A 13,847-nucleotide genomic window follows, 5' to 3' on the forward strand; every position below is an offset into this window, starting at 1 on the left:
ATTTTCATAAGAAAAATATGTCCGCGTAGGGTGCACATTTGTTTTCGTGGGAATTACTTCCACGATGGTCAGATGTAAGGCCCGATGGCTGGATGCTGGAGGGATTCTCGTTGGCGAGCAAAACATTGGAGCATTTTTTACACGAAAATCTGGCTGATTTGAAAAGCAAAGGTCTGTACAACGTCATCGATCCTTTGCAAAGCGCAAACGGCCCTGTCATCACCATTGCGGGAAAAGAACTGGTTAACCTGTCTTCCAACAACTATTTGGGACTGGCAACAGACCAGCGCCTGATCGAAGCGGCGACTGCTGCTGCGCAAAAATACGGAGTTGGAGCAGGGGCGGTTCGCACCATCAATGGTACGCTTGATCTGCATGTCAAACTCGAAGAAAAACTCGCTGCCTTCAAGCATACAGAAGCAGCCATCGCTTATCAGTCCGGCTTTAACTGCAACATGGCAGCTATTTCTGCCGTGATGGACAAGGACGATGCGATTTTGTCAGACGAGCTGAACCATGCGTCGATCATCGACGGCTGCCGTCTGTCGCGCGCGCAAATCATTCGCGTTAACCACTCCGACATCGACGACCTTCGCACCAAGGCGAGAGAAGCGAAAGAGTCCGGTAAATATAAAAAACTGATGGTCATCACCGATGGCGTCTTCTCGATGGATGGCGATATTGCCAAGCTGCCGGAAATCGTCGAGGTGGCCGAAGAATTTGACCTCATTACGTATGTAGATGATGCTCACGGTTCCGGCGTGCTCGGAAAAGGCGCTGGAACAGTCAAGCATTTTGGCTTGTCCGATAAAATTGACTTCCAGATCGGTACGCTCTCGAAAGCGATCGGGGTAGTCGGCGGTTATGTCGCTGGACGCCAGGAGCTGATTGACTGGCTCAAAGTACGCAGCAGACCGTTCCTGTTCTCCACTGCATTGACGCCAGCCGACGTGGCTGCAAGCATCGCCGCTATTGAAATTTTGCAAAGCAGCACAGAGCTTCACGACAAGCTGTGGGATAACGGCCACTATTTGAAAAAAGGCTTGAAAGAGCTTGGCTTCAACATCGGAGCGAGCGAAACACCGATCACGCCTTGCATCATTGGCGACGAACAACAGACACAGGAGTTCAGCAAACGCCTGTACGAAGCGGGCGTGTACGCCAAGGCGATCGTGTTCCCGACCGTGCCAAAAGGAACAGGCCGTGTACGCAACATGCCGACTGCCGCTCACACCAAGGAAATGCTGGATCGCGCCCTTGGCATCTATGAAAAAGTTGGGAAAGAAATGGGGATCCTGTCATGAAAAAGATATTAGTTACGGGAGCATTGGGGCAAATCGGTTCTGAGCTGATCATGAAGCTGCGCGAAGTTTACGGAGCCGATCAGGTTGTCGCGACAGATATCCGCAAAAAAGAAGCTGACCCTGTGGTGGATTCCGGGCCATTCGAGATTTTGGATGTAACGGACGGAAATCGCATGTTCGAGCTGGCGAAAACCCATCAGGTCGATACGATCATGCATTTGGCTGCACTGCTTTCGGCTACCGCTGAAGCGAAACCGCTGCTTGCCTGGAACCTGAACATGGGCGGACTGGTCAACGCACTGGAAGCAGCTCGCGAGCTGAACTGCCAGTTTTTCACCCCTAGTTCCATCGGCGCATTCGGGCCGTCCACGCCAAAAGACAACACGCCACAGGATACGATCCAACGCCCGACGACGATGTACGGGGTCAACAAAGTGTCCGGGGAGCTGCTGTGCGATTACTACTACCAAAAGTTCGGCGTCGATACGCGCGGCGTTCGTTTTCCGGGACTGATCTCCTACGTGGCGCCTCCAGGCGGGGGAACGACCGATTACGCGGTAGATATTTACTACAAAGCGATTCTCGACGGGGCTTACACTTCCTACATCGGCAAAGGCACGTACATGGACATGATGTACATGCCCGATGCTTTGAACGCGATCATCGCGTTGATGGAAGCAGACCCATCCAAGCTCATTCACCGCAACGCGTTCAACGTAACGGCGATGAGCATCGAGCCGGAAGATGTAGCGGCAGCGATCCGCAAGCACATCCCGACGTTTGCGCTCTCGTACGACGTAGACCCGGTGCGTCAGGCGATCGCCGACAGCTGGCCTAACTCGATTGACGCGACAGCAGCGATGAATGAGTGGGGCTTCAAAGCCGAATTTGATCTCGAAAAAATGACCGAAGACATGCTGACCAAACTGCGGGGAAAGCTGCTACAGCAGGTTGGCTAAACGAATAGCATCAAAGAGGAAACCGTCGCTTTGCGTAACAGGCAAAGCGGCGGTTTTTTTATGGCATTGGCCGGAGCAGCGCGAATCAGGTTGCTTCGTCAAACGGATTGAGTTATAGTAGTCATATCTATTACAACTAAAAAGGGTGTTGTTATGGAGCTGCTACTGGACAAGTTTGAGGAAATCGGTTTTTCCAAAAATGAAGCAAAAGTATACGTGACATTGCTGAAAGAACCGCTGCAAAACGGGTACGAAATCAGCAAAAAGAGCGGGGTTCCTAGGTCGATGGTGTACGCGGTTATTGCCAAGCTGGTGAGCAAGCAGGCTGTCATCGAACTGCGGACAGAGCCGCCAACGTATCGGCCTGTGCCGATCAAGGAACTGATGGCGAATCTGAAAAAGCAGCATGTCGAGACGATTGACTATTTGGAGCAAGAGCTGCAAGCGATGGAAAAGCCGGTGGAGGTTCACGTGATCAGGCATATGGAGGAGCGGGCGAAAATTTTGTCCGCTATGCAAAGCTTGCTCACACATGCAAAAGAGGAAGTGTGGCTGTCGGCGTGGGACGAGGAGCTGGATGAATTGAAGGGGGCGGCCGAAGCGGCACAAGCGCAAGGAATCAGGCTGTTCTCCCTGTTGTTTGCCGATCAAAAAACGGCTTCTTTCGGCAACGCCTTCTATCACGAAGAAACTTCCGCGATCGAAAAACGGCGCATGGGCCAGCGACTGACCATCGTGATCCAGGACGACCAGCAGGTGTTGATCGCCAGCTTCCTCGATGGCCGCGTGCCGCAAGCGATTCAGACGACAGACCCGATGCTGATTTTGCTTGCCAAGGAGTACATTCGCCACGATATGACGCTGAAAGCAGTGAGTGCGAAATGGGGCGTTGGCAACTTGGCAGACTTTTGCCAAAGCGATGAACGGTTGGCGTATATCGTTCACAGCGCAAGAAAATAAGCAGCGATTTTTCACATCGAGACAGACAAAACAGACAGGCAGGAGAGGAAAGAACAGATGATCGAATTTCGTTATGTGACAGAAGAACACGAGGCAGAGCTGGAGAGCGTGAAGCAGCTTTTCCGCGAATACACCGAGTCGCTCGGGCTTGACCTGGGCTTTCAGGACTTCGAAGCAGAATGCGAATCGTTACCTGGGAAGTATGCGGCTCCAGATGGGGTGCTGATCCTCGCGCTGGTAGACGGAGAAGCAGCGGGCTGCATCGCCCTGCGCAAAAGCGAGGAACGGATTTGCGAGATGAAAAGACTGTATGTGCGCGACCGATATCGCGGGTTGAAAATCGGCAGGGCGCTCGTGCAAAAAGTGATTGAGGCAGCGGAACAGCTTCCGTACGATTTCATGCGGCTCGATACGCTGGCGACGATGACGAGCGCGCAGGCGTTGTATCGGGCGTTCGGGTTTTCCGAGACGACGCCTTACATCTACAACCCGCTGGAAGGCGCCATGTTCATGGAGCGAAAATTGCGTTAGTGCGCTAGGCTAGAGGTTGCGTATGATCGTGGTCACCCCCGCTCTCACAAAATAAACCGCCTCCGCTGCACGTATCGTCAGCGGAGGCGGTTTTGCTGTTGTCCGTCAGGAAAGTTTGGCTCGCACCTGTTTCAGCTTGATCGCATTGGCGATGGCCGGCCACACATCGGTAGACTCGGAGCCTACATACCAGTAAGCCAGACCGCCGATTTGCCATTGCAGGCTTGCTTGAACCTTGAGGCCCAGCGAACGGCTTTCTTCCAGCCAAATCGAATGGGTCACCCCTTGTTTGCTGTACGCAGAGCGGTACTGTCCGAGGCTCGCATCCCATTTGGTGCTCGCTCTGTATTGCGAGAGCAGCTGATATGACTCGGGGATGCTGATATCGGTCGATTGCACGCCGCCTTTTGCCTGATACCAGTCTCTGGTGTAAAGCGGCAAACCGACGATCAATTTTTGCACCGGAATATCATCCAACAAATCTTCCGTCACTTTTTTCAACCACGGAAGCGAAGCGACGGAGCCGGCTTTCGGGCCACCCACCCAATGCTCCTCGTAAGCCATGACGATCAAATAGTCTGCGGCTTTTGCCAGTTTGGCAAAGTCGTAAGGTTCACTCCAATCGGTTTTGGTATCAGGTGGAATATCGACGGAGACGACAGCTCCTTTGGTTTGCAGCGCAGTTGACAGCTCCTGGATGAACAGCGTGAAGTTGTTGCGGTCAGCAGGTGAAAAGCCTTCAAAATCAACGTTGATGCCATCCAGCTCGTACTTGTCCACAAAGGCAGCGAGCTTTTGCACGATTGCCTTGCGCTTGTCCGCACTGGACAGCGCTGCATGTGTGGCGGCGGAATCAAAGCGATTTCCGAACAAAGGCCAGATCTGTTTGCCGTTTGCGTGTGCCCAGTGAACGAGGGCAGCGTCGGAAAAGTCGCTGACCGTACCGTCTTTTTGCAGGAAGTACCAGCGTGGCGACAGCGTGTTGACACCGCTTTTCTTGACTTGGGCAATAAACTCGTCCGTAGTGGACTGGTATTGCCAGCCAAGCGAAACCAGCGGCGCTGACGTACCAGGTTTTTTGTTCAGCTCGGTCAAAATACGCTGCAAAATGACGGCTGTCTCTTCACGCGACAAGGCATCGTTCGGACGGAAGTTGCCTTCGTAGCCGACGAGCCACTTGTTCTGGAGCGCCTTGGCGACCGCAGCTTTTGCCCAGCTGGAGATGGAAGCGGCGTCGCTGACGGCTGGATTGGCTTGTGCCGGAACATTTTGCACGAGAGCCCGCACGAGAAAAGTCGCTGCTTCTTCGCGCGAGATCGTGCGTTTCGGCCCGAAGGCAGTAGCGCTGATCCCGCTTGAGATGCCTGCCGCAGCCGCTGCCTGCACCGAGCCGTACGCCCAGGAATTTTTCGCGACATCGGTGTAAGCGGGGATGTTGCTCGCAACAGGCTGGATGCCCAGCGTGCGTGTCAGCATCGCGACGAACTCGGCACGAGTGACCGAACGAGTCGGATGGAAATAGCCTTTTTCATCTCCTGCGATTACACCTGCCTCGTGCAAGGAGCGGATTTGCTCTTTGGCGTAGCTGTTGGCAATGTCCTTCAACGCTTTTGTGGAAGCGGTGGAGGCAGGGACGCCGACAGCCAGAGTCAGGCAGTATGTCAGAAATGCCAGAGAAACCAACCAAATATGTATGTTTTGTTTTTTCATCATACATCCAGTATAAGGAGACATAACCAATCTTTCATTGGTCATTTATTGGTAAGAGAACAGCCGGGAACTCTTTTGCGGAAATTCCGATATGGTATGATAAGGATTGGAAAGAGAAGAGAGAGAAATGAAGAAGTGAGGCGGAAGAGAAATGGAAGACGTACTGATTATTGGCGGCGGGCCTTGCGGTCTGGCAGCAGCCATCGCTTGCAAAAAAGCCGGACTTGATCCGCTCATTATTGAAAAAGGGTCGCTTGTGCATTCCATTTATCGCTATCCGACGTACATGGTTTTTCACAGCACGCCGGACTTGCTGGAGATTGGCGGCATTCCTTTTGCCACAGCCAACGATAAACCGACCAGGCAAGAAGCGCTCAATTACTATCGGCTGGTAGCCTCCCGCGAGGACTTGCGCGTGCACGTATACGAAACCGTGACAGAAGCGAAGCGCGTGGGAGAAGGTTTTCACGTTACGACGACGGACCGTTTTTCCAAGACACATCACTACGAAGCGAAAAAGCTGGTCATCGCTACTGGCTACTTCGACAATCCGAATCGGTTGAACGTGCCGGGGGAAGACTTGCCGAAAGTTTCTTCTTTTTACAAGGAAGCGCACCCGTACGCCGGCTTGCAAGTGGCGATTGTGGGCGGCAACAACTCCGCTGTAGACGCCGCGATGGAACTGGAACGGGCAGGGGCGCATGTCACCGTCATCTGCCGCAGAACCGAGCTGTCAGACAAAGTCAAGGCGTGGACTCGTCCGGTGTTTGAAAGTCTCATAAAAAAAGGCCGCATCCAAATGTTTTTCGGAGCGACGGTTTCTGCTATCGAGGAACGGGCGATTCACGTCAATACGGCTGACGGTGAGATTACGCTTGCCAACGATCACGTTTTCGCGCTGATCGGCTATCGTCCCGACCGGACGTTCCTGCGGTCGCTCGGCGTGCAGACGGATGAGGAGACAGGCGTGCCAGCCCATGATCCCGAAACGATGGAAACGAACGTTCCGGGTCTGTACATAGCGGGCGTGATTGCGGCGGGCCACCACGCCAATGCCATTTTCATCGAAAACGGCAGATTTCACGGCGAAGGGATCGCCCGCCACATCGTCTCGCAAAACAACGCCTGACGAAAAATGTATTCGTGCTAGAACTGCCACTCCAGCTGTCTGCCGCCAATGAGGTGGTAGTGCAGGTGGAACACCGTTTGCTGTCCGTGTTTTCCGATGTTCGTCACGACGCGGAAGCCGGACTCGGTTACCTCCATGGTCTCGGCTACCTTTTGCAAGGAGAGGTGCAGGTGGCCGATCAGCTCTTTGTCCTCCGGTTCAATCGCCATTACGGACTGGATATGTTTTTTCGGGATGACCAGCACGTGGACTGGCGCGACAGGGTTGATGTCATGAAAAGCGAGAACATGCTCGTCCTCGTACACTTTCTTGGAGGGAATGTCACCGTTGACGATTTTGCAAAAAAGGCAATCCATTTGTTTTTTCATCCTCTCTGAAATTTGAATAGTCACATGTCTAAAGCCTACTTCGTCACGGGAGTAGGCTTTACCTGTTGGAGAGGCGGAAGTTTTTGGGAGGGAAGCTTCCGACGCTTATGCTGCGATCTTGCTTGCGAAAAAACAAAACCCTCCACCCATTGCGGGAAGAGGGGAAATCTATTTATACATTCTTCTGAGGAGCGCATAGCATTTTTGCAGCAAAACTTTGCCAGGATGCCGGAAGCTGCTCCATGAGCGTGTCAACTTCCAGCGCGTCATGCGAAAAGTTTGCCCGATTCTTGCTGTGAATCGCCTGAGCTGTCCTTGCCTTCTCCAGTTCACATGGCTTCACCGCCGTTTATGAAAAGTCATGACTAGCTGTTCTTTACAGCTTATGTAAGCGGGCAAGAAAAAGCATGTGCTTATGCGGTTATGCAAACGTTTCTTCCAAAAACGCGAGCACTTCTTTCCACGAATGCTCGGACGCTTGCGCATTGTTTTTCGGCGTTCCTCCGTTCTGGGCGATTCGCGTCGTAGGAATGTACGGAAACCGAATGCCATGACCCGTGTCGGCGTAGCGCAAATGCACGACCGGATGGGCAAACTGCTTGGCCTTCAGCCGTGCTACCATGCGCTCGCAATGTTCGGCAGCAGGCCACCAGTGATCGTCGTCAGCGGAAAGCAGCAAAATCGGGCCGTTGATCTTTTCCACAGGAATTTCGGCGTCCGCAAGCCACTCGCAGGCGCGCCACGCGTCTTTGTGAATTTGATCGATGCGTTGTCCGGCATCGAGCAGCTCGCGGAATTGGCGGGATTGCTCCTCTGTCCATGGAACGAATGGCAGAGGTTCGCCGCGAAACGACCAGGACGATTGCGGTGAAAATATCTCGGAATCGGCAAAAGCCCTGTCTGTCCCGATGTTGACGGTTGAGCTGGGGCTGGACGCGATGACGGCGTGGATATCCGGTTCGAGCGAAGCGGTGACCAAGGCCAGCTCGGCGCCTTTGGAGCGGCCAAACACAGTTATTTTGTCAGGATGCACGGTTGGCTGCTGCTTGAGCCAATGTACGGCGCGCTGGACGTATTCAACCGGAATTTGCTGAATGTCCGTCGGCAAGTCGTCGCATTGAAAATAGGCGAGAGCAAGCGCCGGATAGCCGTGAGAGGCGAACAAGGCGGCAAATTGTGAACAGGAGCCGATCCCGCCCTCGCTGCCTCCCAGGACGAGCACGGCAGGCTTCGGCTCAGGGTGAGGCTTGCTGAAAAACAGACCGACCAGGCCGTCTTCCTTGACTTTTGTAATCGAGACGTCGCGGGAAACGAAAACGCGTTTGACAACAGCCTTGGCGACTGGTTTTTGATTGACTTCTGCCGTCAGGTGAATCTCGGTAGAGCGGGGAGTAAACTGGAAGTCATCGAGTGAATAGGCACTGTAAAAGCGCAGTGTTTGCACGTTCATCGACCAGAAAAGCCCCATCGGATCGATTCCTTCGTACGTTCCGAACAAGGGAGCCTGGGAGACGAGATCAACAGAGCCGTTCTCGTCTGCCTGAAAAATCGCATGGGAAGACGCTGTCAGTTCTCCTCCTGGCAATCCGTTCGTCAGGGTAGCGTTGAGCGTGATTAACTGATGCGGCTGAAAACCGCTTAGTGTAATATGGACAGGAACATCGAGCAAGGCCGTTGCTGGTGAAACATCGATCTGTGGATGCATCATACAGTCAACACTCCTCATCAACAATATGGGATTTTATGACACCGTAATTATAGTAGAATTCACAAATGCGCCACAGCAGCAAATGTGACGGAACGGTTAACTTGACTTCCAAATGAAGGTGTAACTATAATCATTACAACGAAAGGGTGACCGACATGAAAATCAGCAGCCGTTTTTCCATTGCGGTTCATATACTATCACTTCTCTCTATCGATGCAAACTCCCATCATACGTCCGAGTGGATCGCCGGAAGCGTGAATACGAATCCGGTCATTATCCGCCGGGTACTCGGCCAATTGAAAAAGGCGGGCTTGGTGAACGTCCGGGCCGGAGCAGGCGGCGCATCACTCGCCAAAGAGCTTGCGAGCATTACCTTGCTCGACATTTACCGGGCGGTTGAGGTCGTGGAAGAAGGCCAGCTTTTTCACATTCATGACCAGCCGAATCCAGCCTGTCCGGTGGGGGCGAACATCCAGTTCGTCCTGGAATTGATCCTGCTTCGTGCCGAGCATGCGATGGAAGCGATTTTGCAAAGCGTGACGATGCAGGAGCTAGTCTCGGATTTGCGGCAAAAGATTACGGAGCAGGCCAGGTAGAAAGTCTGCTAGTGCGACGGTGAACGGAAGGAATGCCCAGATCGTTTCTGCGGTCGCGAGGATCGATAGAAAGTCAGCAAGCCGCTTTGAAAAAACGGGACAGCAGGCGGCAAAGGACGGGATTAAGGGTAGAAATAGCCAACGGTAATAAGATATAATGAGAGTATTCAAAAAGCTGCAAAAAAACCCGACAACGGCGTCGGTTGCAGGTTTGACCGTATGATGAGCAGTTGGCACGTCCATTCTCTTAGCGGGAGGTGGAGTATTGCGTCAGCGTTACCGAATCATAATCATAGACGACGACCCCATCACGCGAATGGACCTGGTCGAGATGTTGCAGGAACAAGGCTACAACGTTGTGGCTGACGGGAAGAACGGCGAGGAAGCCGTTGCTCTGACGCAACTGTGGGACCCGCACCTCATCATCATGGATGTAAAAATGCCTGTTATGGATGGATTGACGGCAACAGGGATCATCAGAGGACAATCGGATGCATCCATCCTCCTGTTAACGGCATACAGTCACAAAGACGTGGTAGCAAAAGCGAAAACAAAAGGAGTTTGCGCGTTTTTGGTCAAGCCGGTCATGGAGGAGGAATTTCTCCCGGCGGTGGAAACGCTCCTTTTGGAAAAACAGCATACGCTTGAAAAGTGAATCGCAACAAAAGCAATGGCGCTTGAATGAAGACGGATGACCGTCTCCTTTTCCAGGCGTCTTTTTGACGTATATGGACGAAAGAAACAAGCGCAACGACGCGCTCGAAAAGCAGCAAGCATATCCCCGCCAGGCATATTTTGGGTAATATCATCCGCACGAACGCGGTTGCTCAATGATGAGCTGGTCTCACACGAATTTTTCCGGGGAGAAACGCGAAAGTATGCAGGATGGCCGTGTTCACTCAAAGAATGTCGGGCGGACAAAAAGTTCCACCAAAGAAAGCGAGTGAAGCGAGATGAAATTGGCATGCGTCATCCGTAAAGAACATTACCAGTTCACATCCGTTCGCGATGTATTGGCCAAAGCGAGCGAGGAGAAGTCAGGCGACCACATGAGCAAACTTGCTGCAAATTCCGCACTGGAGCGGATGGCAGCCAAAGTCGTACTGAGCGAGCTCCAACTCAAGGACATTTACGAAAATCCGGTGATTCCGTACGAAAAGGATGAGGTCACCCGGATTATTTACGACGATTTGAACTTGTCGATCTACGAGGAAATCAAAAACTGGACAGTGGGCGAGCTCCGCGAGTACGTTTTGTCCTTCTCGACGGGCATGCCGGAGCTTACCCGCATCAGTCGCGGTCTGACGAGCGAGATGATTGCTGCTACAGCCAAGCTGATGTCCAGCATTGACCTGGTGATGGCTTCGCAAAAAATGAAGCACCAGGCGTATTGCAACACGCTGATCGGCGAGCCGGGCAGACTGGCGTTCCGTTGTCAGCCCAACCACCCGATTGACGATCCGGAAGGCATTCTCGCCTCGATGAAAGAAGGCTTGTCTTACGGCTCCGGGGATGCTGTTATCGGAATCAACCCGAATAACGATTCCGTTGAAAGCGTTATCAAGCTGCTGAAAATGTCCCACGATTTTATGCAAAAATGGGAAATCCCGACGCAAAACTGCGTGCTCGCCCACATTACGACCCAGATGCAGGCGCTGCGCGGTGGTGCTCCTATCTCTTTGATGTTCCAGAGTCTGGCTGGCTCGCAGCGGGCGAATGACGCATTTGGCGTCTCTAAAGATTTGCTGGATGAAGCAATGGAATTGATGCTGCGCAAAGGTACGGCGTCGGGACCGAACGTGATGTATTTTGAAACCGGGCAAGGCTCGGAAGTGTCGCTGGACTCGCACGAAGGAGTGGACATGCAGACGCTGGAGGCGCGCACATACGGTTTTTGCCGTCACTGGAAGCCGTTCATGGTCAACAACGTCTCGGGCTTCATCGGGCCGGAAACGCTGTACGACGGCAGACAAATGATTCGCGCCGATCTGGAAGATTTGTTCATGGGCAAGCTGCACGGCCTGCCGATGGGAATTGCCCCTACCTATACCAACCACATGTACGCGGACCAAAACGACCAGGAGATCGCCGGAATGCTCACCACGCTTGGCGGAGCGAATTTTTACATGGGTGTGCCGGGCGGAGACGACGTCATGCTGAGCTATCAGGATACGAGCTATCACGACGATGCCAGCTACCGCGAGCTTTTGGGCTTGCGTCCGTTGCGCGAGTTTGAAAAATGGATGGAAAAAATGGGACTGATGGAAAACGGGCGGCTGACAGAGCGTGCGGGCGATCTATCGGTGTTCGACTAACGATTGGGGGAGGGCAAACACGATGAGACAGATCAACATGGATGACCTTGTCCAGCGGGTCATGGATGAGCTTTCCAAAAAGACGCAGGAAGTCATTCACTTCCCGGAGCAAAAAGTGCGCGGGGTAGACAATCCGCACAATCCGGAAGCGCTGGAGCGGGCGATGAACAGAACTCCGGCGCGGATCGGGATCGGCCGGACAGGCACGCGGATGAAGACAACCAGCTACTTGCAGTTCCGCATCGACCAGGCGGCAGCACATGACGCGGTGATGAAAGCAATCAGCCCGGAATGGCTTGCGCGTCTGCAACTTCCTGAGCTGCATTCCAGGGCGACAAGCATGCAGGAGTACCTGATGAACCTCGATTCGGGGCGAATGCTGTCCGATGAATCGGCGAAGTGGCTGGAACAGCATGGCGACAAAGGAAAAGACGTGCAGATCGTCATTTCCGACGGGCTTAGCACGTCTGCCTGCGAAGCGACCATTCCCGATTTGCTGCCCGCTCTGCAACAAGGCTTGGCGATGCGCAACATCAGCGTGGGCAAGCCGATCTTCATCAACAAAGGCCGCGTCTGGATTCAGGATCAGGTCGCCAAAATCGTCGGCTGCAAAGTCGTCATCTCCCTGATCGGGGAAAGACCGGGACTCGCGACGGCAGAAAGTCTCAGCGCTTACATGATTTACAAACCGGATGCGAATACGGTAGAATCGGATCGTACGGTTATTTCTAATATTCACCGGGGCGGGACTCTGCCGATTGAAGCAGGAGCTTATCTTGCAGAGCTTTTGGAGGAAATTTTGAAGTATCAGGCGAGCGGCGTAAAATATATGCAGCTTCGCGCCAAAAACGGCTAGATTACTACTGGCGAATCCTCCGGTCTTGCACTAGAATACATAGAAGATAACCAATTTCTATGAGGAGTTGCTACGCATGACCGAGCCAAACCAAAACGAACTGGAAACGAAAGAAGAAAAACCGGGAAAAATCAGTCTCCAGGAAGCGATGAAACGCAAATTGGCGGAAAAGAAACAGGCACAGGCGCAAGCAAACAGTCCTGTGAACCAAAAAGCGAAAAACCAATCGATGAAAAGCCAGCTGACCAAGAAACCAAACAATCAGCGCAGACGTATGGGTGTCTAGTTTTTCCTCCAAACGAAAGAACGAACAAAGGAGAATTTGCAGCAGGACAATTTGCTGCGGGTTCTCCTTTTTAAATAGGCTCCTCTGGAAGCGAAAAAAGGTGGAACGAGATTTGAAAGTAGAACGATTGCTGGCGATCGTCATGATGCTCCTGAACAAAAGGCGAATGAGCGCTCGCGAGCTTGCCGACCATTTTGAAGTGTCGCTGCGCACCGTATACCGTGATTTGGAGACGATCAATGCGGCGGGCATCCCGATTGTTGCCTATCCGGGCACAAGCGGAGGCTACGAAATCATGGAAAACTTTACGATCGATCGGCAATACCTTTCGGCCGACGAGCTGGTTGCCGTGATTGCCGCTTTGAAAGGCGTGCATTCTTCCACAGACGACAAGCAAATCGGTCAACTGCTGGAAAAAATCAAGGCATTGCTCGCAACGGCTCCGTCTGCCTTTCAGGGCGGGGAGCATCCGGTGGTGTACGACTTCAATCCGTGGGGCAGCACTCCGGCCATCGAGCAAAAAGTGAGCAGCTTGCGCGAGGCGATCCTGTGCCGCAAGCGAGTCAAAATCGTCTATACGAAGATGCAGGGCGAGTCGAGCGAACGGGTCATCGAGCCAGTGAGGCTGATCATCAAAGGTTACGTCTGGTACGTGTACGCCTTTTGCCAAAGCAAGCAAGAGTTTCGGCTGTTTCGGCTGTCGCGCATCGCTGATCTGGCGCTTTTGCCGGAGGAGTTTGCCGCCCGTGATTGCCAGCTGGAAAAGCTGCAATGGGAAGAGCAGTGGAATTGCGGGGAACGAATCGCGCTGGTTCTGCAATTTGCCCCGCGCGCTCACGTCCGGGTAAGAGACATGTTTGATCCGCAATCGATCGAGACGGCTCCTGATGGGAAAATGACGGTTCGCACGACGATGACAGACGATGAGTGGCTGGCAGGCATGCTGCTCAGCTACGGGGATAGTCTGAAGGTGCTGGAGCCAGCTCACATCCGGCAAAGAATCGCGGATAGCGCCAAAAAAATAGCGGCATTTTATGTGGATGAGCCGGAACGTTGACAAACAGTTGTCAAGGTAGGGCAGTTATACTGGACGATGTAAGCTACTTTTTCCGGACAGGAGCGTGC

The 13,847-nt window shown here is 53.1% G+C and carries 14 protein-coding genes; 11 read left to right on the top strand and 3 right to left on the bottom strand.

The annotated features are described in order from the left end of the window. Positions 1-110: 110 nt before the first annotated feature. The 4 genes from M2298_RS06565 to M2298_RS06580 all read left to right on the top strand — a co-directional run bounded on the left by M2298_RS06565 (position 111) and on the right by M2298_RS06580 (position 3,754). Complete coding sequence (locus tag M2298_RS06565; RefSeq protein ID WP_280648346.1) at positions 111-1,304, top strand: glycine C-acetyltransferase; 1,194 nt, start codon at positions 111-113, stop codon at positions 1,302-1,304. Next, on the top strand, positions 1,301-2,263 hold the full coding sequence (locus M2298_RS06570) for an L-threonine 3-dehydrogenase (protein WP_122963430.1): 963 nt from the start codon (positions 1,301-1,303) through the stop codon (positions 2,261-2,263). Before M2298_RS06565 ends, M2298_RS06570 begins: the two co-directional genes overlap by 4 nt. A 153-nt stretch (positions 2,264-2,416) precedes the next feature. Further along, positions 2,417-3,223, top strand: coding sequence for a TrmB family transcriptional regulator (locus M2298_RS06575; protein ID WP_173598838.1), 807 nt, complete (start codon positions 2,417-2,419; stop codon positions 3,221-3,223). Between the two features lie 57 nt (positions 3,224-3,280). Then, on the top strand, positions 3,281-3,754 hold the full coding sequence (locus M2298_RS06580) for a GNAT family N-acetyltransferase (RefSeq protein WP_122963428.1): 474 nt from the start codon (positions 3,281-3,283) through the stop codon (positions 3,752-3,754). A 105-nt stretch (positions 3,755-3,859) separates the two neighbouring features. Here the strand turns inward: M2298_RS06580 and M2298_RS06585 are convergent, their stop codons facing one another. Next, positions 3,860-5,464: an S-layer homology domain-containing protein gene (locus tag M2298_RS06585; protein ID WP_229049905.1), complete on the bottom strand. Its 1,605-nt coding sequence runs from the start codon at positions 5,462-5,464 to the stop codon at positions 3,860-3,862. 151 nt (positions 5,465-5,615) lie between these two features. Between M2298_RS06585 and M2298_RS06590 the strand changes: the two genes are divergently transcribed. After that, positions 5,616-6,593 carry a YpdA family putative bacillithiol disulfide reductase gene (locus M2298_RS06590; RefSeq protein ID WP_122963427.1) on the top strand — a complete coding sequence of 326 codons (978 nt, stop codon included), beginning with the start codon at positions 5,616-5,618 and terminating at the stop codon, positions 6,591-6,593. A 17-nt stretch (positions 6,594-6,610) separates the two neighbouring features. Here the strand turns inward: M2298_RS06590 and M2298_RS06595 are convergent, their stop codons facing one another. Continuing rightward, positions 6,611-6,949: a histidine triad nucleotide-binding protein gene (locus M2298_RS06595; protein WP_122963426.1), complete on the bottom strand. Its 339-nt coding sequence runs from the start codon at positions 6,947-6,949 to the stop codon at positions 6,611-6,613. A gap of 433 nt (positions 6,950-7,382) precedes the next feature. Then, entirely contained in the window at positions 7,383-8,669 is a 1,287-nt protein-coding gene (locus M2298_RS06600) for an acyl-CoA thioesterase/bile acid-CoA:amino acid N-acyltransferase family protein (protein ID WP_173595884.1), read from the bottom strand. A gap of 155 nt (positions 8,670-8,824) precedes the next feature. Between M2298_RS06600 and M2298_RS06605 the strand changes: the two genes are divergently transcribed. The 6 genes from M2298_RS06605 to M2298_RS06630 all read left to right on the top strand — a co-directional run bounded on the left by M2298_RS06605 (position 8,825) and on the right by M2298_RS06630 (position 13,779). Beyond that, positions 8,825-9,265, top strand: a complete 441-nt coding sequence (locus tag M2298_RS06605; protein WP_274875263.1) for an Rrf2 family transcriptional regulator — start codon at positions 8,825-8,827, stop codon at positions 9,263-9,265. Between the two features lie 265 nt (positions 9,266-9,530). Next, positions 9,531-9,920: a response regulator gene (locus M2298_RS06610; RefSeq protein ID WP_122963423.1), complete on the top strand. Its 390-nt coding sequence runs from the start codon at positions 9,531-9,533 to the stop codon at positions 9,918-9,920. A 298-nt stretch (positions 9,921-10,218) separates the two neighbouring features. Then, positions 10,219-11,580: an ethanolamine ammonia-lyase subunit EutB gene (locus M2298_RS06615; protein ID WP_122963422.1), complete on the top strand. Its 1,362-nt coding sequence runs from the start codon at positions 10,219-10,221 to the stop codon at positions 11,578-11,580. Positions 11,581-11,602: 22 nt separating this feature from the next. Then, the gene (gene eutC / locus M2298_RS06620; protein WP_173598725.1) at positions 11,603-12,436 is read left to right on the top strand and encodes an ethanolamine ammonia-lyase subunit EutC; all 834 of its coding nucleotides are present in this window, start codon (positions 11,603-11,605) and stop codon (positions 12,434-12,436) included. A 76-nt stretch (positions 12,437-12,512) separates the two neighbouring features. Further along, positions 12,513-12,722, top strand: a complete 210-nt coding sequence (locus M2298_RS06625; protein WP_122963420.1) for a hypothetical protein — start codon at positions 12,513-12,515, stop codon at positions 12,720-12,722. Positions 12,723-12,834: 112 nt separating this feature from the next. Then, entirely contained in the window at positions 12,835-13,779 is a 945-nt protein-coding gene (locus tag M2298_RS06630; RefSeq protein ID WP_280648348.1) for a helix-turn-helix transcriptional regulator, read from the top strand. Positions 13,780-13,847 lie beyond the last annotated feature (68 nt).

This window comes from Brevibacillus sp. 1238, from assembly GCF_029892995.1.
Lineage (GTDB): Bacteria > Bacillota > Bacilli > Brevibacillales > Brevibacillaceae > Brevibacillus > Brevibacillus parabrevis.

What these genes read in the sequence shown, in the direction of transcription:
- M2298_RS06575 (WP_173598838.1), top strand. Translation starts at nt 2,417, where the DNA reads ATGGAGCTGCTACTGGACAAGTTTGAGGAAATCGGTTTTTCCAAAAAT.
- M2298_RS06615 (WP_122963422.1), top strand. Translation starts at nt 10,219, where the DNA reads ATGAAATTGGCATGCGTCATCCGTAAAGAACATTACCAGTTCACATCC.
- M2298_RS06580 (WP_122963428.1), top strand. Translation starts at nt 3,281, where the DNA reads ATGATCGAATTTCGTTATGTGACAGAAGAACACGAGGCAGAGCTGGAG.
- M2298_RS06595 (WP_122963426.1), bottom strand. Translation starts at nt 6,949, where the DNA reads ATGGATTGCCTTTTTTGCAAAATCGTCAACGGTGACATTCCCTCCAAG.
- M2298_RS06600 (WP_173595884.1), bottom strand. Translation starts at nt 8,669, where the DNA reads ATGATGCATCCACAGATCGATGTTTCACCAGCAACGGCCTTGCTCGAT.
- M2298_RS06570 (WP_122963430.1), top strand. Translation starts at nt 1,301, where the DNA reads ATGAAAAAGATATTAGTTACGGGAGCATTGGGGCAAATCGGTTCTGAG.
- M2298_RS06590 (WP_122963427.1), top strand. Translation starts at nt 5,616, where the DNA reads ATGGAAGACGTACTGATTATTGGCGGCGGGCCTTGCGGTCTGGCAGCA.
- M2298_RS06585 (WP_229049905.1), bottom strand. Translation starts at nt 5,464, where the DNA reads ATGAAAAAACAAAACATACATATTTGGTTGGTTTCTCTGGCATTTCTG.
- eutC (WP_173598725.1), top strand. Translation starts at nt 11,603, where the DNA reads ATGAGACAGATCAACATGGATGACCTTGTCCAGCGGGTCATGGATGAG.
- M2298_RS06625 (WP_122963420.1), top strand. Translation starts at nt 12,513, where the DNA reads ATGACCGAGCCAAACCAAAACGAACTGGAAACGAAAGAAGAAAAACCG.
- M2298_RS06605 (WP_274875263.1), top strand. Translation starts at nt 8,825, where the DNA reads ATGAAAATCAGCAGCCGTTTTTCCATTGCGGTTCATATACTATCACTT.